23 protein-coding genes are annotated in these 21,962 nt (G+C 54.9%); 13 read left to right on the forward strand and 10 right to left on the reverse strand.

Annotated features, from left to right (window positions below; translation table 11 throughout):
• Positions 1-43: 43 nt before the first annotated feature.
• From rimK to ABLV07_RS07390, 10 genes are all read left to right on the forward strand, one after another.
• Entirely contained in the window at positions 44-946 is a 903-nt protein-coding gene (rimK, locus tag ABLV07_RS07345; protein ID WP_015367529.1) for a 30S ribosomal protein S6--L-glutamate ligase, read from the forward strand.
• Between the two features lie 88 nt (positions 947-1,034).
• Positions 1,035-1,520 carry a YbjN domain-containing protein gene (locus ABLV07_RS07350; RefSeq protein ID WP_015367528.1) on the forward strand — a complete coding sequence of 162 codons (486 nt, stop codon included), beginning with the start codon at positions 1,035-1,037 and terminating at the stop codon, positions 1,518-1,520.
• 330 nt (positions 1,521-1,850) lie between these two features.
• Positions 1,851-2,963, forward strand: a complete 1,113-nt coding sequence (potF, locus tag ABLV07_RS07355) for a spermidine/putrescine ABC transporter substrate-binding protein PotF (RefSeq protein ID WP_348853466.1) — start codon at positions 1,851-1,853, stop codon at positions 2,961-2,963.
• A gap of 123 nt (positions 2,964-3,086) precedes the next feature.
• Positions 3,087-4,220 carry a putrescine ABC transporter ATP-binding subunit PotG gene (potG, locus tag ABLV07_RS07360; RefSeq protein ID WP_015367526.1) on the forward strand — a complete coding sequence of 378 codons (1,134 nt, stop codon included), beginning with the start codon at positions 3,087-3,089 and terminating at the stop codon, positions 4,218-4,220.
• A gap of 10 nt (positions 4,221-4,230) precedes the next feature.
• Positions 4,231-5,184, forward strand: coding sequence for a putrescine ABC transporter permease PotH (gene potH, locus ABLV07_RS07365; RefSeq protein WP_015367525.1), 954 nt, complete (start codon positions 4,231-4,233; stop codon positions 5,182-5,184).
• Complete coding sequence (gene potI, locus ABLV07_RS07370; protein ID WP_015367524.1) at positions 5,181-6,026, forward strand: putrescine ABC transporter permease PotI; 846 nt, start codon at positions 5,181-5,183, stop codon at positions 6,024-6,026. Before potH ends, potI begins: the two co-directional genes overlap by 4 nt.
• A 58-nt stretch (positions 6,027-6,084) precedes the next feature.
• Positions 6,085-6,573, forward strand: coding sequence for a YbjO family protein (locus tag ABLV07_RS07375; RefSeq protein WP_015704855.1), 489 nt, complete (start codon positions 6,085-6,087; stop codon positions 6,571-6,573).
• A 42-nt stretch (positions 6,574-6,615) separates the two neighbouring features.
• Complete coding sequence (rlmC, locus tag ABLV07_RS07380; protein ID WP_047076932.1) at positions 6,616-7,743, forward strand: 23S rRNA (uracil(747)-C(5))-methyltransferase RlmC; 1,128 nt, start codon at positions 6,616-6,618, stop codon at positions 7,741-7,743.
• A 77-nt stretch (positions 7,744-7,820) separates the two neighbouring features.
• Positions 7,821-8,537 (forward strand): response regulator transcription factor, encoded by a 717-nt coding sequence (locus tag ABLV07_RS07385; protein WP_045359971.1) that lies wholly within the window; start codon positions 7,821-7,823, stop codon positions 8,535-8,537.
• The gene (locus ABLV07_RS07390; protein WP_116289411.1) at positions 8,534-10,006 is read left to right on the forward strand and encodes a sensor histidine kinase; all 1,473 of its coding nucleotides are present in this window, start codon (positions 8,534-8,536) and stop codon (positions 10,004-10,006) included. The genes ABLV07_RS07385 and ABLV07_RS07390 overlap by 4 nt, the downstream gene beginning before the upstream one ends.
• 62 nt (positions 10,007-10,068) lie before the next feature.
• Here ABLV07_RS07390 and artJ read toward each other — a convergent pair whose 3' ends face one another.
• From artJ to yahO, 8 genes are all read right to left on the reverse strand, one after another.
• On the reverse strand, positions 10,069-10,800 hold the full coding sequence (gene artJ / locus ABLV07_RS07395; RefSeq protein ID WP_015367519.1) for an arginine ABC transporter substrate-binding protein ArtJ: 732 nt from the start codon (positions 10,798-10,800) through the stop codon (positions 10,069-10,071).
• A 179-nt stretch (positions 10,801-10,979) separates the two neighbouring features.
• Positions 10,980-11,648, reverse strand: coding sequence for an arginine ABC transporter permease ArtM (gene artM / locus ABLV07_RS07400; RefSeq protein WP_015367518.1), 669 nt, complete (start codon positions 11,646-11,648; stop codon positions 10,980-10,982).
• Positions 11,648-12,364 carry an arginine ABC transporter permease ArtQ gene (gene artQ / locus ABLV07_RS07405; protein ID WP_015367517.1) on the reverse strand — a complete coding sequence of 239 codons (717 nt, stop codon included), beginning with the start codon at positions 12,362-12,364 and terminating at the stop codon, positions 11,648-11,650. Before artQ ends, artM begins: the two co-directional genes overlap by 1 nt.
• Positions 12,365-12,370: 6 nt before the next feature.
• Complete coding sequence (gene artI / locus ABLV07_RS07410) at positions 12,371-13,102, reverse strand: arginine ABC transporter substrate-binding protein ArtI (protein ID WP_126027594.1); 732 nt, start codon at positions 13,100-13,102, stop codon at positions 12,371-12,373.
• 19 nt (positions 13,103-13,121) lie between these two features.
• On the reverse strand, positions 13,122-13,850 hold the full coding sequence (gene artP / locus ABLV07_RS07415; protein ID WP_015367515.1) for an arginine ABC transporter ATP-binding protein ArtP: 729 nt from the start codon (positions 13,848-13,850) through the stop codon (positions 13,122-13,124).
• A 226-nt stretch (positions 13,851-14,076) separates the two neighbouring features.
• Complete coding sequence (locus tag ABLV07_RS07420) at positions 14,077-14,592, reverse strand: lipoprotein (RefSeq protein WP_032714152.1); 516 nt, start codon at positions 14,590-14,592, stop codon at positions 14,077-14,079.
• A gap of 146 nt (positions 14,593-14,738) precedes the next feature.
• Positions 14,739-15,926, reverse strand: coding sequence for an outer membrane protein transport protein (locus ABLV07_RS07425; protein WP_032707672.1), 1,188 nt, complete (start codon positions 15,924-15,926; stop codon positions 14,739-14,741).
• Between the two features lie 299 nt (positions 15,927-16,225).
• Positions 16,226-16,498 (reverse strand): DUF1471 family periplasmic protein YahO, encoded by a 273-nt coding sequence (gene yahO, locus ABLV07_RS07430; protein ID WP_020079275.1) that lies wholly within the window; start codon positions 16,496-16,498, stop codon positions 16,226-16,228.
• Positions 16,499-16,863: 365 nt separating this feature from the next.
• On the opposite strand from yahO, the gene ABLV07_RS07435 reads away from it, so the two are divergent.
• Genes ABLV07_RS07435 through ABLV07_RS07445 form a run of 3 tightly spaced genes read left to right on the forward strand, consistent with a single transcriptional unit; the run spans position 16,864 to position 19,409 of the window.
• Positions 16,864-18,003, forward strand: coding sequence for a GGDEF domain-containing protein (locus ABLV07_RS07435; protein WP_015367511.1), 1,140 nt, complete (start codon positions 16,864-16,866; stop codon positions 18,001-18,003).
• Positions 17,991-18,833, forward strand: a complete 843-nt coding sequence (locus ABLV07_RS07440) for an N-acetylmuramoyl-L-alanine amidase (RefSeq protein ID WP_045359964.1) — start codon at positions 17,991-17,993, stop codon at positions 18,831-18,833. The genes ABLV07_RS07435 and ABLV07_RS07440 overlap by 13 nt, the downstream gene beginning before the upstream one ends.
• A 12-nt stretch (positions 18,834-18,845) precedes the next feature.
• Positions 18,846-19,409, forward strand: a complete 564-nt coding sequence (locus tag ABLV07_RS07445) for a WG repeat-containing protein (RefSeq protein ID WP_015367509.1) — start codon at positions 18,846-18,848, stop codon at positions 19,407-19,409.
• Positions 19,410-19,418: 9 nt separating this feature from the next.
• On the opposite strand, the gene ABLV07_RS07450 is transcribed toward ABLV07_RS07445, so the two are convergent.
• Together ABLV07_RS07450 and ABLV07_RS07455 are read right to left on the reverse strand one after the other, a co-directional pair.
• Complete coding sequence (locus ABLV07_RS07450) at positions 19,419-20,432, reverse strand: NAD(P)-dependent oxidoreductase (RefSeq protein ID WP_015367508.1); 1,014 nt, start codon at positions 20,430-20,432, stop codon at positions 19,419-19,421.
• Between the two features lie 87 nt (positions 20,433-20,519).
• Positions 20,520-21,962 (reverse strand): SDR family oxidoreductase, encoded by a 1,443-nt coding sequence (locus tag ABLV07_RS07455; RefSeq protein WP_049034523.1) that lies wholly within the window; start codon positions 21,960-21,962, stop codon positions 20,520-20,522.

Below are 21,962 nucleotides of genomic sequence, written 5' to 3' on the forward strand. Positions count from 1 at the left end.
AACGCAGAGTGCTGGCCGCCAGTTATTTTCTAAGAGGTGTTGGGTGAAAATCGCTATATTATCCCGGGATGGAACGCTTTATTCTTGCCGCCGCTTGCGTGAAGCCGCGCAAAAACGCGGGCATCAGGTCGAGATCCTCGATCCGCTCTCCTGCTATATGAGCGTCAGCCCGGTTGCCTCCTCGATTCACTACAAAGGGCGACAGTTGCCCCATTTTGATGCAGTCATTCCGCGTATTGGCACGGCGATCACCTATTACGGCACCGCCGCGCTGCGGCAGTTCGAACTGCTGGGCAGCTATCCGCTAAACGAGTCGGTGGCGATTACCCGCGCCCGCGATAAGCTGCGCTCGCTGCAGTTGCTGGCGCGTCAGGGAATCGATCTACCGGTCACCGGTATTGCTCACTCGCCGGACGACACCAGCGATCTGATCGCCATGGTCGGCGGCGCGCCGCTGGTGGTGAAGTTAGTGGAGGGGACGCAGGGGATTGGCGTGGTGCTGGCGGAAACGCGACAGGCGGCGGAAAGCGTGATTGACGCCTTCCGGGGCCTCAATGCGCACATTCTGGTGCAAGAATATATCGCTGAGGCAAAAGGGTGCGATATCCGCTGCCTGGTGGTTGGCGATGAGGTGGTGGCGGCGATTGAACGGCGGGCGAAGGAGGGCGATTTTCGCTCTAACCTGCACCGCGGCGGCGTCGCCACTACGGCCACGCTTAGCGATCAGGAGCGGGAGATGGCGATTAAAGCGGCGCAAACGCTGGGTCTGGACGTGGCAGGCGTGGATATCCTGCGCGCCCATCGCGGTCCGCTGGTGATGGAAGTTAACGCCTCGCCGGGGCTGGAAGGGATTGAAACCACCACTCACGTCGATATTGCCGGACGTATGATCGCGTGGATCGAACGTCAGGCAACGCCTGGATATTGTCTAAAAATGGGAGGGTAGCGTCACTTCGTTATCCTTTCATGGAATGCGACGCATTTTTTGCGTAAGCTATGCGTCGTTTTTTATCCAGCAAGAGGTCACAGGCACTATGGATTCACTGGTCGTTCCGGGTCTTGATACGTTACGTCATTGGCTCGACGAGTTAGGCATCAGTTTTTTTGAGTGCGACTCCTGCCAGGCGTTGCACCTGCCGCATATGCAGAATTTCGACGGTATTTTCGATGCCAAAATCGACCTGCTGGACAACGTGGTGTTGTTTTCGGCGCTGGCGGAAGTGAAGCCCTCTGCGCTGCTGCCGCTGTCGGCGGATCTGTCGGCGATTAACGCCAGTTCGCTGACCGTAAAAGCGTTCCTTGATATTCAGGATGATAACCTGCCGAAGCTGGTGGTCTGCCAGGCGTTGCCCGTTGGCGCGGGCGTCACTCTCGAACAGTTTGCCTGGTTCTTCCGCCAGAGCGAAGAGCAGGTCTCGATGGTCATTCTGGAAGCCGGTGCCAATCAACTGCTGTATAAAGCGGAAGAGCAGGAAGAAGAGGCCGCAGCCGAAGAAGTGCAATACCATTTTCTGCACTAATTAATAAAAGCAGCCGCTGCGATGGCGGTTGCTTATTTATTCTGTCTCAAACCCGTCTTTAAAGAATTATTCACTGCTGTTTTAGCGCTTCGCTTTTATCTCGTAGACCTTTATTGGCTGGAAATATGATCCAGGGCGTTTTTTTGCCTGGGCTATATCCTCTTATTCTGGCTACAGTTATTCTGGCGAGGCGTCCTTTTGCGGGCAGCCAATCAGGGAGAGGTTTCCTCTCCTTATCTCAGGCAATGAAAAATATGCATGATTCTTGCATGCGTTCAGGTTCGTCTATTGCGTCCGTGAATTAACGGGCCTTGAGAAGGAAACAGAGATATGACCGCCTTGGGTATAAAATGGTTAACAGGTGTGATTACGGGTGCGCTGATGGCCGTTTCTGCCGGCTCGCTCGCAGCGGAACAAAAAACGCTGCACGTTTATAACTGGTCTGATTATATTGCGCCGGACACGGTTGCCAATTTTGAAAAAGAGACCGGTATTAAAGTGGTGTATGACGTATTTGATTCCAACGAGGTGCTGGAAGGTAAATTAATGGCCGGCAGCACCGGGTTTGATCTGGTGGTGCCGTCGGCAAGCTTCCTTGAACGCCAGCTGGCGGCCGGGGTATTCCAACCGCTGGATAAAAGCAAACTGCCGAACTGGAAAAACCTCGACCCGAAAGTTTTACAACTGGTGGCGCGTCACGATCCCGATAATAAATATGCGATGCCATACATGTGGGCGACCACCGGCATCGGCTATAACGTCGATAAAGTGAAAGCGGCGCTGGGTAAAGACGTACCGTTGAACAGCTGGGATCTGGTGCTCAAACCGGAAAACCTTGAGAAGCTGAAAAGCTGCGGCGTCTCCTTCCTTGATGCTCCGGAAGAGATTTTCTCGACGGTGCTGAACTATCTCGGCAAAGATCCAAACAGCACCAAAGCCGATGATTACACCGGACCGGCAACCGATCTGCTGCTGAAGCTGCGGCCCAATATCCGTTACTTCCACTCTTCGCAATATATCAATGACCTGGCAAACGGTGATATTTGCGTCGCTATCGGCTGGGCGGGCGATGTCTGGCAGGCGGCGAATCGGGCCAAAGAGGCGAAGAACGGCGTCAATATCTCCTACTTTATTCCGAAAGAGGGGGCGCTGGCCTTCTTTGATGTCTTCGCCATGCCGGCGGATGCCAAAAATAAAGACGAAGCCTATCAGTTCCTGAACTATCTGCTGCGTCCGGAGGTTATTGCGCATATCAGCGATCACGTCTACTACGCTAACGGTAACAAAGAGGCGACGCCGCTGGTCAGCGCCGACATCCGCAACAATCCGGCGATTTACCCGCCAGAGGATGTCTTCGCCAAGCTGTTCACCCTCAAGGTGCAGGATCCGAAGATTGACCGCGTGCGCACCCGCGCGTGGACCAAAGTAAAAAGCGGAAAATAACGCCGTCAGGCCCGGTTCGCCGGGCCTGTAAAGGTCTGACCTGCTGTTCGCTGGCGGACATAGAACTGAAGAATGTATGGCAACCGGGCCATACGGTGATTGTATTTGCCGGAGAGCACCCGAGTGAATGACGCAATGCCCCGCCCACAGGCGAAAGCCCCCAAAGCGCTGACCCCGCTGCTGGAAATCCGTAATTTAACCAAATCCTTCGATGGGCAACACGCCGTCGATGATGTCAACCTCACTATTTATAAAGGCGAAATATTTGCCTTACTGGGCGCGTCCGGCTGCGGGAAATCGACGCTGCTACGTATGCTGGCAGGTTTTGAGTTGCCCACCGCCGGGCAGATTGTGCTGGATGGCGTCGACCTGGCGCGCGTGCCGCCGTATCAGCGGCCGATCAATATGATGTTCCAGTCTTACGCGCTATTTCCCCACATGACGGTGGAGCAAAATATCGCCTTTGGTCTTAAGCAGGACAAGCTACCGAAGGCGGAGATTAACGCCCGCGTCCAGGAGATGCTGGCGTTGGTGCATATGCAGGAGTTCGCCAAACGCAAACCGCACCAGCTCTCCGGCGGGCAGCGTCAGCGCGTGGCGCTGGCGCGAAGCCTGGCGAAGCGGCCGAAACTGCTGCTGCTTGATGAACCGATGGGCGCGTTGGATAAAAAACTGCGCGACCGGATGCAGCTTGAGGTGGTGGATATTCTTGAGCGCGTCGGCGTCACCTGCGTGATGGTCACCCATGACCAGGAAGAGGCGATGACCATGGCAGGCCGTATCGCCATCATGAACCGCGGTAAGTTCGTGCAGATCGGCGAGCCGGAGGAGATCTATGAACATCCGACGACCCGCTATAGCGCCGAGTTTATCGGCTCGGTAAACGTCTTCGAAGGGCTGGTTAAAGAGCGGCTGGAAGATGGCCTGGTACTGAATGCGCCGGGGCTGGTGCATCCGCTGAAAGTCGATCCGGATGCCTCGGTGGTGGATAACGTGCCGGTCTGGGTGGCGCTGCGTCCGGAGAAAATCATGCTCTGCGACGAACCGCCGGCGGACGGCTTTAACTTTGCGGTAGGCGAGGTTATCCATATTGCCTACCTCGGCGATCTGTCTATCTATCATGTCCGTCTGAAAAGCGGGCAGATGATCAGCGCGCAGCTGCAAAATGAGCATCGCCATCGCAAAGGAATGCCGACCTGGGGTGATGAAGTTCGCTTGTGCTGGGATGCCGATAGCTGTGTTGTTCTGACGGTGTAAGGAGAGGACGATGAGCACATTAGAACCTCCAGCCGGCGGCAAAAAGCCCGGCGGTTTTGCCCTGTGGCTGGCGCGCCAGCAGATGGCTCACGGGCGTAAGCTGGTGATTGCGCTGCCGTATCTGTGGTTAATCCTGCTGTTTTTACTGCCATTCCTGATCGTTTTTAAAATCAGTCTTGCCGAAATGGCGCGGGCGATCCCGCCCTATACCGAGTTACTGTCGTGGGCCGACGGTCAACTGACGTTGACGCTCAACCTCGGCAACTTCCTGCAGCTGACCGACGATCCGCTGTACTTTGAGGCTTATCTGCAGTCGTTGCAGGTGGCGGCAATTTCCACCTTTTGCTGTCTGCTATTGGGCTATCCGCTGGCGTGGGCGGTGGCGCATAGCAAGCCGTCGACGCGCAATATCCTGCTGCTGCTGGTGATATTACCTTCGTGGACCTCGTTCCTCATCCGCGTTTACGCCTGGATGGGGCTGCTGAAAAGCAACGGGGTGCTCAATAACTTCCTGTTGTGGCTCGGAGTTATCGATCAACCGCTGGAGATTTTGCATACCAACCTGGCGGTGTACATCGGTATCGTTTACGCCTACCTGCCGTTCATGGTGCTGCCGATTTATACCGCGCTGACGCGTATCGACTATTCGCTGGTGGAAGCGTCGCTGGATCTCGGCGCCAGGCCGTTAAAGACCTTCTTCCAGGTGATTGTTCCGTTAACGAAAGGCGGCATTATCGCCGGCTCGATGCTGGTGTTTATTCCGGCGGTGGGCGAGTTCGTGATCCCGGAACTACTCGGCGGCCCCGACAGCATTATGATTGGCCGCGTGCTGTGGCAGGAGTTCTTTAATAACCGCGACTGGCCGGTAGCATCGGCGGTGGCGATTGTGATGTTGCTGTTGCTGATCGTGCCGATCATGTGGTTCCACAAGCATCAGCAAAAACAGATGGGGGATCATGGATGAATGACTTACCGGTAGTACGTTCGCCATGGCGGATTCTGATCCTCGTGCTCGGTTTTACCTTCCTGTATGCGCCGATGCTGATGCTGGTTATCTATTCATTTAACAGTTCGAAGCTGGTGACGGTATGGGCGGGGTGGTCGACTCGCTGGTATAGCGAGCTATTTCATGATGACGCGATGATGAGCGCGGTGGGGTTAAGCCTGACCATTGCCGCCTGCGCGGCGACGGCTGCGGCGATCCTTGGCACGATTGCCGCGGTGGTGCTGGTGCGTTTTGGCCGTTTTCGCGGTTCCAACGGTTTTGCTTTTATGATCACCGCGCCGCTGGTGATGCCCGATGTGATTACCGGGCTGTCGCTGCTGCTGCTGTTCGTCGCGCTGGGGCATTCCATCGGCTGGCCATCGGATCGCGGCATGTTGACGATATGGCTGGCGCATGTCACCTTCTGTACTGCCTACGTGGCGGTGGTGATCTCTTCACGTCTGCGCGAGCTGGACAGGTCAATCGAAGAGGCGGCGATGGATCTTGGCGCCGCGCCGCTGAAGGTGTTTTTCGTGATAACCTTGCCGATGATTATGCCCGCGGTCATTTCCGGCTGGCTGCTGGCGTTTACCTTGTCTCTTGATGACCTGGTGATTGCCAGCTTTGTCTCCGGGCCGGGGGCGACGACGCTGCCGATGTTGGTTTTCTCCAGCGTGCGGATGGGCGTTAACCCGGAAATTAACGCCCTGGCGACCTTAATCCTCGGCGTGGTGGGAATTGTCGGTTTTATCGCCTGGTATTTAATGGCTCGCGCAGAAAAGCAGCGAGTGCGCGATATCCAGCGTGCAAGAAGGGGCTGAACCCACTAAAATCGCTAACAGAGCCTATTATCGGTGCCGCACTCGTGGCGCCGTTTTCATGGATGACTTTACGTTGGGATTGTTTACAAAAACTCGATCGTCTCATGCTCGTCTTAACGTCCCTGCGCTGGTACAGGTGGCGGCCTTTGCTATTATCTTAATTCGCGGTCTCGACCTGTTAATGATCCTCAATCAGCTCGGCGTGCAGGGGATTGCCGATTTTGTCCATCGTAGCGTGCAAACCTGGGCCCTGACGCTGGTGTTTCTGGCGAGCCTGGCGCTGGTGTTTATCGAGATCTGGTGCGCCTTTTCGCTGGTGAAAGGCCGTAACTGGGCGCGCTGGCTCTACCTGCTGACGCAAATTATCGTCATCTCTTATCTGTGGGCGGCCTCGATTGGCTACGGCTATCCTGAATTGTTCAGCGTGGCCGGGGAGTCAAAACGAGAGATTCTCCATGCGCTGTTCTTGCAGAAGTTGCCGGATCTGCTGGTGCTGGCGCTATTGTTTATCCCTGCGTCGTGCCGACGATTTTTCCGCTTGCAATAACGGTGATACAATCCCCGCCCCGGTTTTCTTGAAGGTCTTCTTATGCATTGCGCACTTTACGACGCGGGCCGCTGCCGTTCCTGTCAGTGGCTGGAATTGCCATTGACGCAACAGCTCGCCGATAAAATGGCGAACCTGCGCGAACTGCTGGCGGGTCATCCAGCGGCGAGATGGCTTGCTCCGGTTTCAGGTCCGGAGACGGCGTTTCGCAACAAAGCGAAAATGGTCGTAAGCGGTAGCGTCGAGCGCCCGCTGCTCGGCATGCTGCATCGCGATGGTACGCCGGAAGATCTCACCGATTGCCCGCTGTATCCGCCGAGTTTTGAACCGGTTTTCGCCGCGCTGAAGCCGTTTATCGCCCGCGCCGGACTCACCCCCTATAACGTTGCCCGCAAGCGCGGCGAACTGAAGTATTTACTGCTGACCGAAAGCCAACAGGGCGGCATGATGTTGCGTTTCGTTCTGCGCTCTGCGGCTAAGCTTGCACAGTTGCGCGCCGCGCTGCCGTGGTTACAGCAGCAGTTGCCGCAGCTTAAGGTGATTACCGCCAATATTCAGCCCGTGCATATGGCTATCATGGAAGGGGAGCAGGAGATTTTCCTCAGCGATCAACAGGCGCTGGCGGAGAACTTTAACGGCGTACCGCTGTGGATCCGCCCGCAAAGCTTTTTCCAGACCAACCCGACGGTGGCGAGCCAGCTCTATGCTACCGCCCGCGACTGGGTACGCGCGCTGCCGGTCAACCACATGTGGGATCTGTTTTGCGGCGTCGGCGGTTTCGGCCTGCACTGCGCAACCCCGCAGATGCGCCTTACCGGTATCGAAATCGCCCCGGAAGCCATCGCCTGCGCGAAGCAATCCGCGGCCCAGTTGGGATTAACCAATCTTCATTTTCAGGCGCTGGATTCCACGCAATTCGCGACGCATGAAGACGATATTCCACAGCTGGTGCTGGTCAACCCGCCGCGGCGCGGCATCGGCGCCGAACTGTGCGATTATCTAAGCCGCATGGCGCCGCCGTATATTATTTATTCGAGCTGTAACGCGCGGACGATGGCCGCAGATATTGATCGTCTGCAGGGCTATCGCCTTGAGCGGGTGCAGTTGTTCGATATGTTTCCACATACCGCGCATTATGAAGTGCTGACGCTGCTGGTTCGTGAAGTTTAAACAAAATGTGAACTCTTTAAGCGGCTGAAATCGGGTAAGCTTTATGAAACGAGCGTGAAATTCGTGGAGCGAATCTGATGAGTAAAAAAATCCTGCTGGTGGAAGATGATGATGATATTGCGGCTTTGTTGCGCCTGAATCTGCAGGATGAAGGGTACCAAATCGTGCACGAGGCGGACGGCGCGCAGGCGCTGCGCCAGCTGGATAACGGCGTTTGGGATGCGGTGATTCTTGACCTGATGTTGCCCAACGTCGACGGGCTGGAGATTTGCCGTCGCATCCGTCAGCAAACGCGCTATCTACCGGTGATTATTATTAGCGCCCGTTCCAGCGAAACCCAGCGCGTGCAGGGGCTGGAAATGGGGGCCGATGATTATCTGGCGAAACCTTTTTCTCTGCTGGAGCTGATTGCCCGGGTGAAGGCGGTTTTCCGCCGTCAGGAAGCGATGGGACAAAATCTCTTGATGGATGCCGGACGTATCGCCTGCCACGGCCTGAATATCGACCCGCTGTCCCGGGAGGTCAGGCTGCACGGTGAACTGGTAGACCTCACGCCGCGCGAATTCGATCTGCTCTATTACTTTGCCCGCCATCCCGGTGAAGTTTTTTCGCGTCTGGCGCTGCTGGATAGCGTCTGGGGCTATCAGCATGAAGGCTACGAACATACGGTCAACACACATATTAATCGTCTGCGTACGAAAATAGAGCGCGACCCGGCAGAGCCGGACATTATTCTTACCGTCTGGGGGAAGGGGTATAAATTTGCGCCCTATAGCGCCGGGGCGCAGTCATGATCCGCCGACTCAGCCTCAGCCAGCGGTTATCGTTGGTGTTTATCGCCTTGCTGTTGCTGTGTGCGCTGTCCGTTTGTCTACTCCAGCTCTATAGCAGCGCGCAGTACGGTAACGTCATGGTGCAACGGCTTTCAGCCGGTCTGGCGCAGCAGATCGCCGCCCGCGAGCCGCTGCTCAACGTGCGCGGCGAGGTGGATCGCGCGGCGTTGAAACCACTATTCGACCGTCTGATGGTGTTTAACCCAAGCGTCGAGCTGTACTTCGTTTCGCCGGATGGCGAGCTGCTGGCGGATGCCGCGCCGCCGGGGCACATTAAACGCCAGCGCATTGCCATGGCGCCGGTGCAGGCGTTTCTCTCCGGCGGCGCGTGGCCAATTTATGGTGACGATCCGCGCAGCATGGACCAGCAAAAAGTGTTTAGCGCCGCGCCGCTGCGCCTTGACGGCCAGCTACGTGGCTATCTCTACATTATCCTGCAGGGCGAAACTTTTAATGAACTGGCACAAAACGCCTGGCAGAAGACGCTGTGGAGCCTGCTGCTATGGACACTGCTGCTGGTGGCGCTGTTTGGCCTGTTGGCCGGCGGCCTGGCGTGGTATTGGGTAACACGCCCGGTACGCCAGCTGACGGCGCAGGTGGCAGCCGGAGACAGCGATAGTATTCGAGCAATCAAAGCGCTGGCGGCGCAGGCGCCGGACCCGCATCCCGGAAATGAAGTGGCGCTGCTGCATAACCGCTTTATCGAACTGGCTCAGCAGATCGCCGGGCAATGGGATCGGCTGGCTGATAGCGATCGTCAGCGCCGGGAATTTATTGCCAATATTTCGCATGACCTGCGCACGCCGCTCACTTCGCTGCTGGGATATCTGGAGACGTTATCGCTAAAGGATGATCGCCTGACGGCGCAGGAGCGTAAGCAGTATCTGAATATCGCGCTACGCCAGGGAAATAAAGTTCGTCATCTGTCTCAGCAGCTATTTGAGCTGGCACGCCTTGAACATGGCGGTATTAAGCCGCAGCCGGAAAAGTTTATCCTTGCCGAGCTGATTCAGGACGTGGCGCAAAAATTCGATCTGGCGATTGCCACCCGCGAAATCTGTCTGCGCCTGGAATTGGCGTCAGGCTTGCCTTTGGTTGAGGCAGACCTCTCGATGATGGAGCGGGTATTAACCAATCTGCTGGATAACGCCATTCGCCATACTCCGCACGGGGGCGAAATTCGTCTGTCGTCGCGCCTGCAGGGGGCGCAGGTGGTGGTCGAGGTGGCCGATAGCGGCCCGGGCGTCGCCGGTGAGTTACGGGCCAATCTGTTTGAGCGGCCATCGGTACTGGAACCGGGGCAGCAGAGCGCCTCACGGGGCGGGCTGGGGTTGATGATTGTTCGCCGGATGCTGCAACTGCACGGGGGGGAAATTCGCCTGCTGGAAGTACCGGCAGGGGCCTGTTTCCAGTTTACCCTGCCGCTGTGAGGGGGGGCGTTACCGATAGACCCGGCTCAGGCGGCTGCGCCGTAAGCCGGGAAGCGTAGATCTTACTCCGGGAACCACTGGTTGCTAATTTTCTGGTAGGTTCCGTCAGCTTTAATCGCTTTCAGCGCGGCGTTCAGTTTTTCCAGCAGCGCTTTATTATCCGGGCGCACCGCAATGCCGAGGCCGGTACCGAAATACTGCGGATCGGTCACTTTCGGCGTCGCCGCGCCTAACTGCGGGTTGGTCTTCAGCCATTCGTTGACCACCGCGGTATCGCCGAAGACGCCGTCGATACGGCCGTTTTTCAGGTCGATAATGGCATTCTGGTAGCTATCGTAAGCGACGGTTTTGACTTCCGGGTGCTTATCCTGCAGGTATTTCTGGTGCGTGGTGCCGTTTTCCATGCCGATACGCTTACCTTTCAGGTCATCAAAAGAGTGGTACGCGTCTTTTTTGGCGATTACCAGCGCCGAGTTGGCGTAGTACGGGTCGGTAAACGCGACCTGTTTGCTACGCTCAGGCGTGATGTCCATGCCGGAGATCACCGCATCATACTTTTTAAATTTTAGCGCCGGGATCAGGCTGTCGAAAGCGTGGTTGGTAAAAGTACAGTCAGCCTGCATTTGCTTACACAGCGCTTTGGCCAGATCGAGATCGAAACCGACAATCTGGTTATTCGCATCCATGGATTCAAATGGCGGATAGGTCGCGGAAACGCCAAAGCTGATTTTTTCCGCGGCAGCGGCGCCAAAGGCGAAAGAGCTAAGCAGTGCGGCCAGAACTAACTTTTTCATAGTGGGACTCCCGTCGGTCAATCTTATGATGTTGTGCCGGTTTACGGCTGAAGTTCACAATGCCACCAAATGAATTTATATGCAATAAAGTTGTATGTTTATTTTGTTGGTTGTAAAAAAAACGGGTAAGCATTAGCACTTACCCGTTTCATATGTTACTGTTTATGCATTTCGTGATGTTAGTTACGGCGCTCGAAGGCCAGCGCTTTTCTTTCCACCAGACGCATCAGCAGCGTCAGCAGGCCGTTCACCACCAGATAAATGATACCGGCTGCGCCGAAGACCATCACGTCATAGGTGCGCCCGTACAGCAGCTGGCCATGACCCATCACTTCCATCAGCGTGATAGTGTAAGCCAGCGAGGTGCTTTTAAAGACCAACACCACTTCGTTAGAGTACGAGGAGAGGGCGCGTTTAAAAGCATACGGTAGCAGAATCGCCAGCGTATCCTTCTTGTTCATCCCCAGCGCGCTGCAGGACTGCCACTGGCCGTCCGGAATGGCGCGGATGGCGCCATAGAACAGCTGGGTGGTATAAGCCGCGCTGTTTAACGACAAAGCGATCAGCGCGCACAGCCAGGGCTCAGAGATCAGATGCCACAGCACCGGGTAATTCTGTAATGACGGGAACTGTCCTGGTCCATAGTAGATCAGGAAGATCTGCACCAGCAGCGGTGTCCCGGTAAACAGGGTGATATAGCCGCGGACGATCCACACCACCACCGGCGTTTTTAACGTCAGCACGATGGTAAAGATCAGCGCCAGGATCAGCGCCACGACGATCGATGCCGCCGTCAGCGTCAGGCTGGTATGCAGCCCTTTCAGCAGTTCGGGTAAGTAATCGAGCATCAACCTGGTCTCCGTTCGAAGCGCGTCGCACGCTGATCAATACGTTTGAGAATGTATTGACTCAACAGGGTGATGACGAGATATATCGCTGCCGCAATGATGTACCAGTTAAACGGCTCCTGAGTGCGGGTAGCAATACTTTTGGTTTGCAGCATCAGATCGTTGACACTGATAAGGCTGACCAGCGCGGTATCTTTCAGCAGCACCAGCCATTGGTTGCCAAGACCCGGCAGGGCATGGCGCCACATCTGCGGCATCACCAGGCGGAAGAATATCGCCGCCTTCGACAAACCCAGCGCTTGTCCGGACTCCCACTGCCCCTGCGGCACCGCTTTCAAGGCGCCGCGCAGGGTCTGCGAGGCATAGGCGGCATACAGCAGGGAAAGCGCAATGGCGCCGCAGAGGAACGGGCTGACGTCGAAATTCTCAATTTGCATCTGTACCGGAATCTGCACAAACCCAAGATTAAGAGTAAAACCGTCAGACAACGTCAGCAGCAGCTGTGAGGAACCAAAGTAGATAAACAGCACCACCAGGATTTCCGGTAGGCCGCGTAAAATCGTCACGATGCCGGTCGCCAACCATGCCACAGGGCGCCATTTCACCGACTCCAGCACGGCGAAAAGCATCGCCAGCACCAGGCCGATGACCAGCGCGCAAACGGCAAGGCCGACGGTCATCCCGGCGGCGCTTGCTAATGGAAAAAATTCGTTCATTCAGCGTTACTTCTGGAACCATTTGCTATAGATGGTCTGGTACGTCCCATCTTTCTTCACTTTTTCCAGCGCAGCGTTAAATTTCTGCTGCAGCTCGGTATTGCCCTGACGAACCGCAATGCCGAGGCCGGTACCGAAGTAGTCTTTATCCGTCACTTTATCACCCACCGGTGCCAGCTTCGGATTGCTCTTCAGCCATTCGGTCACTACCGCCGTGTCGCCGAAGACGGCGTCAATGCGGCCGTTTTGCAGATCCAGTTTGGCATTCTGGTAGCTGTCATAAGGAACGGTGGTGATTTCAGGATGCTTATCAGTGATGAATTTCTGATGGGTAGTACCGTTCTGCACGCCAACTTTTTTGCCTTTCATTTGGTCAATGCCGGTGAACTTACCCTGCTGGCCGACAAACAGCGCTGAGTTTTCATAATACGGGGTGCTGAACAGCACCTGTTTTTCACGCTCAGGGGTGATATCCATACCGGCCATGACGGCGTCGAAGCGGCGGAATTTCAGTCCTGGGATCAGGCTATCGAAAGCCTGGTTAGTAAAGGTGCAGGTCGCGTCCATCTCTTTACACAGCGCGTTAGCCAGATCGACGTCAAAGCCGACGATTTTGTTGTTGGCATCTACCAGCTCAAACGGAGGGTAGGAGGCCTCGGTGGCGAAACGGATAGTCTGGGCTGCGGTAGCGGAAAGGCTCATGCCCGCGAGCAGAGCGGCAATCAGTACTTTTTTCATCGTTATTTCCCCGAAAACATCAATGTGAAAGATAGTTTTTAAAGGCGTCGGTTTGCGGATGCGCGAAGCAGTTAGCATCCCCTTGCTCAACGATATGCCCGTTTTCCATATACACCACGCGGCTGGCGGTTTTACGCGCCACTTCCACTTCGTGGGTAACGATAACCTGGGTGATTCCGGTTTCCGCCAGTTCGCGAATGATGCTGACGATCTGGGCGGTGATTTCCGGATCCAACGCGGCGGTGGGTTCATCAAACAGCAGCACCTGTGGCTCCATCATCAGCGCGCGGGCAATCGCTACGCGCTGCTGTTGACCGCCTGACAGATGCAGCGGATAGCGGTCGCTGTAAGGTTTAAGGCGTAAACGCTCAAGTAGTTTTTCGGCGCGCGCCAGCGCCTGATCTTTGGTTAAGCCCAGCACGCGGCACGGGGCTTCGATCAGGTTTTGCACCACGGTCAGGTGTGGCCACAGGTTGTACTGCTGGAAGACCATCCCGACATTCTGGCGCAGCTCGCGAATAGCTTTGTCAGACGGCGCTTTGGTGAAGTCGAATTGATTACCGGCGATGTTTAAGGTACCGGAACGCGGCATCTCCAGCAGGTTGAGTACGCGAAGCAGCGAGCTTTTACCGGCGCCGCTTGGGCCGAGGAGCACCAGCGTTTCCCCCTGCGGGCAATCCAGCGTGATGTCGAACAGCGCCTGGTGCGCGCCGTAGAAGCAATTAATGCCGTTTAGTTTAATACTCATCTGGGCAGTCTGATACAAATAGCTATTGAGGCCGCAAATAGTACCTTTGACAGAATAGTTATGCAATATTTATGCGTTAAAAGTTAAATGTAAACCACATTTATCACTAAAGTTAGCACAAAATATGGGTTCATGTGGTAGGGGGGAACAAATGTCGGCATTACCGCACGGAATACCGACATTTTACCGGGGTTATCGTTTCAGCGGGGTGGCTTTAACGCCGAAATTAGCGTTTCTCAAGACTCTGACGCAGCGAGCCGGCCGGAGCGTGGCTGTTTATGCCGAGGTAGCGGACATCGTCAACCGCCCAGCACTGGCCTTCCTGAATCATCAGCACTTCATCTTTCCAGCTCTGGGTTCCCTGTTTTAATTCAACGCGCAGCGGAATATTGCGCGCATCGCGGTTCGGGATGGTTGAGGCGCTGGCGACGTCGGCGCTATCCGCCGGGGTAGAACTGCTGGAGAATGGATTTGATTGCAGCAGCGCGTTACGCGATGGGTCCTGACGAGCGTCGTTCAGCAGTTTAGCCAAACCGTCGCTCAGATACGGGCGCAGCGCGGTGAGATCGTTATTACGATGCTGGATTTGATAATCATAGAACTGCTGCGCTACCTCGTCCGGGCCGCCCTCGATGCAGGAACCGCTGCGGGTGCCGTTGTCTTTATAAGCCGGGGTCACGGTGGTACAGGCGCTCAGCGCCAGTGCGCAAGGCAAAACAAGTGCAAGAATGTTGTAGCGCATGATGATTTCCTTATGAACTCACTACGTTGTTAGATTCTGCTAAAGCATAGCGTAAGCGCGACAATTGTACTTGACGCAAAGAGCTAAGACCTTGATGTGACAACGACCATCGGCTGTCCGCGCCTCTTGCGCGGGCAGCCGGCGTATCAGAATTGATAACTATAGTTGACGCTGGCGAACCACAGGTAAGGGTGATCGTAGCTGCCGGAGACGATTTCCGGTGATTTTACGTGGGAAGATTGCATGTGCAGATAAGAGACCGCGACACCGATATTGCTGGCCGGGGTTATCTGGTATTGCGCGCCGGTGGCGAAGCGCCACTCATCGCCGGTTGGCAGCGAGAGCGCCGTGTCGCTTTGTGAATCATAAACCGTGCTGTCGAAACCGACGCCGGCGTTCAGACGCCACTGCTCGGTCGGCCGGTACTGTACGCCGACGGCGGTATGCCAGGAGTCCTTCAGGCGGTTATTTTTACTACTTTCGTGACCGGAAACGGTGATTTGCGGGCTGCCGAACTGGCTCCAGTCCTGCCAGCCGAGATCGCCCATCACCGACCACTGTTTATTAATATCGTGGACCATGCTGAGCATGATCTGCTGCGGCGCGCGGACCTGGGCGGAGATAGGCAAATCATACGCAACGTTCGGTAAATTGGGAAAACGCGCTTTGCCCTTAACGTTAAAGTCATAATCGGTTTTACTGTTCCAGGTGATGCCGGCGCGGGTCTGGTCGGTTAACTGCATCAGCAGACCCAGACGATAGCTCATCGCCCAGTCATGGTCTTTATCTTTCTCGTCATTACCGTCGACGTTACGCGTCAGCGATAAATAACCATAGTTCAGGTTGGCGGATGCGCCGACAGAGAGACGATCGTTAAGTTTCCACGCCAGCGACGGGCTCAGCGTCATCGCCACCATGGTGCTTTTCTTGATAAGACGATCGCCGGCCCAGTTGCCAAAATCGATGCCTAAACCGTAGTTGCCGTACAAGCCAATCCCGGCATATAAATCATCGTTAATTTTCTGTGCGTAAAAGCCGCTGGCGTTAGGAAACAGATTCATCACGTTACCAGGGCTATTACCGCCGTGTTCGTTATTCATCTGATACGGGATATCGCCGCCCATGACCTGCGCGCCGCCGGTAAACATATGGTCAGGAAGCCGGGTCATGCCGGCTGGGTTGGTGACGATGGTGGAGGCGTCCTGCGCGCGGGCGGCCTGACCTGCGCCTGCCAGGCCGACGTCTTCGGTGCCGATTTCATAAAAATAGAGTGCGCTGGCATGGCTGAAGCCAGAGCAGAGCAACCCAGAAATAAGGAATGCGATTTTTTTCATTTGCCACCTGCGGTAATGTAAAACGCGAGCATATTCTTATGCCCAAAGTATAGAGGACATATCTTTTTTAGCGTCGGATTTATACTGATAGTCCGGGGGATATATTGCGAGTCCGTTAACGGAGTGGATTACCAATTTTAGGCGTTATACGGATTAGCATCCTGATGAAGGCGCATATTTGATATGACTATTAACGAGGGGTAAATGGAAAAAGAGTATAAAAATAAATATTCACAGAGTAATAAGTAAGAAACACTATCACCATACGATGATAATGTTTCTATATCGGCAATAACTAATTATTTCTTCTTATAGATATTCGCGGATACGTGCAGTTTCTTATCGGTGTTACCGGAAGAGAGCACCACAACGTCAGCGCCTTTTTCATCGGCTTTTTTGATCAGTTCTTCGCGCGCATCGCTTGGCGCAGTTTGTCCGGTAGAGGAGATGGTGCCAATTTTTTGGTATTGACCCTCTACCTTAGCGAAATCTTCTTTGCTCAGAATTTCTGCAGAAAACGCGTTCGCGGTTAAAAACAATGCTGCACCTGCCACTAAAGCTGCATATTTCATATTATTAATCTCCATTGTTTATCTTGCTATCATCATGCTCTTGTTTTAACTAACCAATGAGCGCCATCAGATTGAATCAAGCCCGTCTTTTTTTCAAGCGAAATGCTGCATTTTTATGACCTAAAATTAACGATTTTTTAAAGAAAAGATGACAGGGTTCTCATTGATAATGCTTGCTTTTTTTTGCGTAATAGACGTTGTCGGAGCCTAAGACCATTTTCATCTGTCGTTAGCTGAAAATGACGTTAAGCGGCGAGGGGCTGAAGCGGCCAGCAACAGACATTCCGGGGTTGATGGTTTATCATAAAGAGAAAGACACAGCGGGCAGCTCAACTGCTTGTCCAGTCGCTAAAAAAGGAGTAGCTATGCCGACCGAACAACGGCTGGATCCGCGCCAGGATCGAGCAATGCTGTGGGCCAATCGCGAAAATGTGCAAAAACATGCACTGTCGCGCAGCATGCCGTGGTTAGCGTTCGTCAATATCGCCTTTGCCTTGATGGTCATCTTCCGCAACGTTCTGTTCACCGAGTTCGATCATCAGAGCTTGACTCACCAGGATATTATTCCTTATCTGGAGATGGCGCTTGGGGCCATTATCGTTTTCTCGCTGGCGCTTTGCATGATGGTTATCTCCGGGCGGATATTAAGCGGTATTTATGCCACAAAAGTGATTTCCGCTATTTTGTTGATTCTCAGTTTATGCTGGTCGGTGAGTAGTTACTGCTTCATCATTTTATGGTCGCTGCCGTTCGCGTGGCCGCTGCTGGTTATTTTAATGACCACCGGTCTTGCCGCGCTCTATTATTTTCCGGTGGGCCTCGTGGCTTACCTTGTTCCTTTATGGGGTATTTCATTACTCGCTGGCGTGCAAATACATCATGGTGTCGATTTACGTTTTCTGATTCTGTGGGGAATATGCACCGCCATTATGATTTATGGCCGGCAGATATTACAGCGCTGGTATGACGAGGCCTGGAAAACCCATCAGGAGAACATGCAACTGATTAATCGGTTGGAAAACATGGCGAATCAGGATGCCTTGACGGCGACCGCCAACCGCCGGGCTCTGGACAATTTTTTAGCGCAGGCCTGGGAACGTAAAGAGCCGCTGGCGCTGATCATCCTCGATGTCGACTTTTTTAAACGTTATAACGATCACTACGGTCACCAGGCGGGAGATTACTGCCTCTCCTGCATCGCCTCCGTGCTGAAAATGTCGGTACGCGCGCAGGAGGATATGGTGGCGCGCTATGGCGGCGAGGAGTTTGTGATTGTCCTGCCGCTGCAATCATTAGATAGCGCCACGGCGGTGGCGCAGCGGATCCAACAGAAGATTCGCGAAGCGGCGCTGCCGCATGCCAAATCCGATGCCGGGCCGCTAGTGACGGTCAGTATGGGTATTGTCGCCTCGGACGGGCGCGTCCCGGCGTCAGAGTTAATCGCGCAGGCGGATGCTGCGCTGTATAAAGCCAAGCAAGAAGGACGTAATCGATGGTCTTATTAGCAAAGCGCATTATCCAGCTTGCGCTTGCCGCTTTGCTGCTGGCAGGCTGTGCGCAGGAGCAGGGTATTGTCGACAAACAGGGTTATCAGTTGGATACCCGTCATCCGGCGCAGGCGGCCTATCCGCGTATTAAAGTCCTGGTCATTCACTATACCGCCGATAACTTTGATGTCTCGCTGGCGACCCTGACCGATAAAGAGGTTAGTTCGCACTATTTAATTCCCGAGCAGCCGCCTCTGCACCACGGTAAACCGCGTATCTGGCAACTGGTGCCGGAGGAAGATTTAGCCTGGCACGCCGGTATCAGCTTCTGGCGCGGCAGCACGCGTATCAACGATACCTCTATCGGTATTGAGCTGGAAAATCGCGGCTGGCAAAAAAACGGCGATATAAAAAGGTTTACCCCATTTAATCCGGCGCAAATTGACGCGCTTATCCCGCTGGCGAAAGATATCATCGCCCGCTATCACATTCAGCCGCAAAATGTCGTGGCTCATGCCGATATCGCGCCGCAGCGCAAGGACGACCCTGGCCCGCTGTTCCCGTGGCGGGCGCTGGCGCAGCAGGGAATTGGCGCCTGGCCTGATGATTCACGCGTCGCCTTTTATTTGCAAGGGCGTCCAGGCTGGCAGCCAGTTGATAGCGGAGAATTGTTAGACCTGCTGTCGCGCTACGGCTATCAGGTCACCCCGGAGATGACCCCGGCGCAGCAAAAACGGGTGATTATGGCCTTCCAGATGCACTTCAGGCCGGCACGCTGGGACGGCGTGGCCGATGCGCAAACGCAGGCGATCGCCGAAGCGTTGCTGGAAAAATATGGACAAGGATGATGGAGTAATAAAATGAACAAGGATGTATTGCGTCTTGCGCTGGCGGCGATGTGTTTTACCTCTGTAGCTTCCGCACAAAGTTATTCCTGCAAGTATTTAGCGAAAATCAGCGCAGAAGAGGAGACCCTGGTGAATTGCGCCAGTTGGGTTGATGGAGAGCCGCGGTTTTCCCCGCGCTTATCTCGGCTTGCGTTGTCTGCTAATGGCCTTTACCAGCTGTATATCAGTTCTGCTGAGTGGCCAGGTAGTGGGCGCTATTACTTACTTAACGATCGCAGTGAGGCGCTGTCTTTGCTGCCGTTTGATAATGGCGGCGATGAATTTGCTGAAGGACTGGTGCGTTCTCGCCAGCAGGGTAAGGTCGGTTTTTATAATGCACAGCTTCAGGCGGTAATTATCCCGCAGTTTGACTTCGCCTGGCCGTTTAAAGAAGGGAAAGCGCTGGTCTGTAACGGTTGCAATACACGGCGTGATGGCGAGCATACGTCGATGATTGGCGGGCAGTGGTTTTATATCGATAAATCAGGCGCGCGTATTTCGCCTATTGGCAGCAAACCGGGTGACTTGCTGCCGTAAGCGTCGGTTTTAATCGTGTAGTTTACCGTGGTCTTTTAACCACGCGGCGGTGCGGGTAACCCCCTCATCGAGGGTAACGATCGGCTGATAGCCAAGTTCCTGCTGAGCGCGGCTGATATCGAGGGTAAAGTCGAAATTGAGCTTCGAAACGCCGTAATGGGTGAAAGCGGGTTCTTTTGCCGATTTATTGCCGAAATGCTCCATGCTGCGGGCAATAATATCCAACATCGGATAGGGCACCGAGCGGATTCGGCACTTGATGCCCAGCTCGTCGATGAGCTTCTGCACGATACTGCGCAGCGTCCGCGGCTCGCCGTTGCTGATATTCCACGCCCGCGCGGAAGGTAAGTGGTCGCACTGCGGCTGACTGGCCAACCACATCGCATGCACCGCGTTTTCGTAGTAAGTCATGTCCACCAGCGCGTTACCGCCGCGCGGCAAGAGCACGCTGCCGTAGTGGCGCATCATTTGCACCATTCGCGGAATAAAGACCTTATCATGCGGCCCAAACAGGCTTTGCGGGCGCAATATCGTAAAACGGGTATGCGGGTTCGCCTGCGCCAGCAGGTTGATAACCTCTTCGCTGGCCGCCTTGCTGCGGGCGAATTCATTGGCAAAGCGGTGTGGGCGGAAATCTTCCTGAATATCGCGATGGTGGTGATAATCGAAATAGAGCGAAGGCGATGAAATATGGACGAAATTGCGTACGCCCCAGGCAACGGACCATTCGCCAAGGCGGCGCGTTGCGCGAACGTTAGCTAAATCGAAGGCTTGCTGGGTACCCCACGGCGAGGTAAAGCTGGAACAGTGCCATAGCGTATCAATACCGGCGAGCATCACTTTAGCCTGCGAAGAGACCAGTTCGGTTAGATCGGCAGGAATAAACTCCGCGCCCATTTTGCTCAGAAGCTTACCCATCGCTTCGTTGCGCCCGGTCGCTCGCACGCTGATGCCCTTGTTGCGCAGATATTCCACCGCATTACGGCCTAATCCGCTGGTCGCACCGGTAACCAGTACCTTCATATCAATCTACTGTCCCAGAAAAGAATTTCGTGCGCATTTTTCCGTGATTCTCCCGAGTATGCAATGAGAATCATGAAAGAATAACGCTTAATCTTCGTTTTTGCCTGTGATTTGCTCGGCCTGGCGGGCGATGCGTCGCGCCATGCCGCGAAAAATAAACAGATGCGCCGGGATCATCAGTAGCCAGTAGAACAGGCCGGGCATACCGTGCGGATGCCACCAGGCGCGAACGTCCAGTTCACGATGGTCGCCTTTATCGCTAATGGTAAAGCTTAAACGACCAAGACCGGGGGCTTTCATGCCAAACAATAGGGTTAGCTGTTGTTCTTCTTCCACAATAATCACTTTCCAACTGTCGACCGTATCGCCAGTTTGCAGATAATCATGCTGCGGCCGCCCTTTGGCTAAACGATGGCCGACCAGCAGATCCATGGCGCCGCGGATTTTCCACAGAATGTTGCCGAAGAAATAACCCTCTTTACCGCCGATTTGGTTCACCACTCGCCATAGCGACTTACGGCTTGCCTGGGTGCTAACGGTGCAGCCAGCCTGCTTTGGGTAGTAGCCATACTCCGGCCGCCAGCGGGCGAAAGCCTGAGCGTCGTAGCCCCAATCGCTGGAGTTCACCAGCTGTTCTTCTTCTTTCAAAGTACGACGCACCGCCTGATCGAAGGGAATCAAGGTTTGCGGGATCAGCGCGCGCAGCGAACGATCGTCGGCGATCAGATCGTGTTTTAGCCCCTGAATCAGCGCCTTAGCAATGGTGGGTGGCACCGAGGTGATGACGTTCAGGAACCACACCGAAATCCAGCGGGTCGGAAAGGGGATAGGGATCAACAGGCGATGCTTGCCGCTGACCGCCATAAAATGGGTGAACTGCTGCTGATAGCTGAGAATATCCGGGCCGGCGGCCTCGAAGACGCGGTGCTCGCGAGCCGGATGATTAAGTAACTCCACCAGATAGTAGAGCAGGTTTTCCAGCGCGATGGGGGTTGTGCGTGAGCGTACCCAGCGCGGCGGCGTCAACACCGGCAGGTTGTAAACCATGTCGCGCATCACTTCAAAAGCGGCGGATCCGGCGCCGACGATGATACCCGCCCGTAACTCGGTAACGGGGATCCCTGACTCGCGTAGGACATCGGCCGTCACCTGACGGGCGCGCAGATGGTCGGACTGCTCCTGCGCCGGAGCCTGCAGCGAGCTGAGAAATATCACCTGGCGCACCGGCGTCTGACGCAAGGCATCGCGCACGTTAACGGCGACCCGACGTTCATGGGCGATGAAATCGCCGCCTTCCCCCATGCCATGCACCAGATAGTAAAGAGTATCGACCCCGCGAAGCAGTGCCGGGAGATCCTGCGGCTGATTGAGGTCGATAGCGTGGCAGGTGACGTCGGGAAGATCGAGCTTCTGCAGCCTGTCGATATGGCGTGCCGCTGCCAACACCGGATAACCTCGTGCGCTTAATTCGCGCACCAGATGCTGGCCAATATAGCCGCTGGCGCCAAGCACCAGAATAGATTGCGACAC

It is taken from the genome of Klebsiella sp. CN_Kp097 (assembly GCF_040064495.1).
Taxonomy (GTDB): domain Bacteria; phylum Pseudomonadota; class Gammaproteobacteria; order Enterobacterales; family Enterobacteriaceae; genus Klebsiella; species Klebsiella aerogenes.

Bases quoted from the DNA above. Each gene is read 5' to 3' on its own strand.
- ABLV07_RS07445 (WP_015367509.1), top strand. From the start codon at position 18,846: ATGAACAAGGATGTATTGCGTCTTGCGCTGGCGGCGATGTGTTTTACC.
- artI (WP_126027594.1), bottom strand. From the start codon at position 13,102: ATGAAAAAAGTACTGATTGCCGCTCTGCTCGCGGGCATGAGCCTTTCC.
- ABLV07_RS07420 (WP_032714152.1), bottom strand. From the start codon at position 14,592: ATGCGCTACAACATTCTTGCACTTGTTTTGCCTTGCGCACTGGCGCTG.
- artP (WP_015367515.1), bottom strand. From the start codon at position 13,850: ATGAGTATTAAACTAAACGGCATTAATTGCTTCTACGGCGCGCACCAG.
- rlmC (WP_047076932.1), top strand. From the start codon at position 6,616: ATGCATTGCGCACTTTACGACGCGGGCCGCTGCCGTTCCTGTCAGTGG.
- ABLV07_RS07425 (WP_032707672.1), bottom strand. From the start codon at position 15,926: ATGAAAAAAATCGCATTCCTTATTTCTGGGTTGCTCTGCTCTGGCTTC.
- ABLV07_RS07390 (WP_116289411.1), top strand. From the start codon at position 8,534: ATGATCCGCCGACTCAGCCTCAGCCAGCGGTTATCGTTGGTGTTTATC.
- artJ (WP_015367519.1), bottom strand. From the start codon at position 10,800: ATGAAAAAGTTAGTTCTGGCCGCACTGCTTAGCTCTTTCGCCTTTGGC.
- potI (WP_015367524.1), top strand. From the start codon at position 5,181: ATGAATGACTTACCGGTAGTACGTTCGCCATGGCGGATTCTGATCCTC.
- ABLV07_RS07350 (WP_015367528.1), top strand. From the start codon at position 1,035: ATGGATTCACTGGTCGTTCCGGGTCTTGATACGTTACGTCATTGGCTC.
- artQ (WP_015367517.1), bottom strand. From the start codon at position 12,364: ATGAACGAATTTTTTCCATTAGCAAGCGCCGCCGGGATGACCGTCGGC.
- ABLV07_RS07435 (WP_015367511.1), top strand. From the start codon at position 16,864: ATGCCGACCGAACAACGGCTGGATCCGCGCCAGGATCGAGCAATGCTG.
- potF (WP_348853466.1), top strand. From the start codon at position 1,851: ATGACCGCCTTGGGTATAAAATGGTTAACAGGTGTGATTACGGGTGCG.
- ABLV07_RS07450 (WP_015367508.1), bottom strand. From the start codon at position 20,432: ATGAAGGTACTGGTTACCGGTGCGACCAGCGGATTAGGCCGTAATGCG.
- artM (WP_015367518.1), bottom strand. From the start codon at position 11,648: ATGCTCGATTACTTACCCGAACTGCTGAAAGGGCTGCATACCAGCCTG.
- yahO (WP_020079275.1), bottom strand. From the start codon at position 16,498: ATGAAATATGCAGCTTTAGTGGCAGGTGCAGCATTGTTTTTAACCGCG.
- potH (WP_015367525.1), top strand. From the start codon at position 4,231: ATGAGCACATTAGAACCTCCAGCCGGCGGCAAAAAGCCCGGCGGTTTT.
- ABLV07_RS07375 (WP_015704855.1), top strand. From the start codon at position 6,085: ATGGATGACTTTACGTTGGGATTGTTTACAAAAACTCGATCGTCTCAT.
- ABLV07_RS07385 (WP_045359971.1), top strand. From the start codon at position 7,821: ATGAGTAAAAAAATCCTGCTGGTGGAAGATGATGATGATATTGCGGCT.
- ABLV07_RS07440 (WP_045359964.1), top strand. From the start codon at position 17,991: ATGGTCTTATTAGCAAAGCGCATTATCCAGCTTGCGCTTGCCGCTTTG.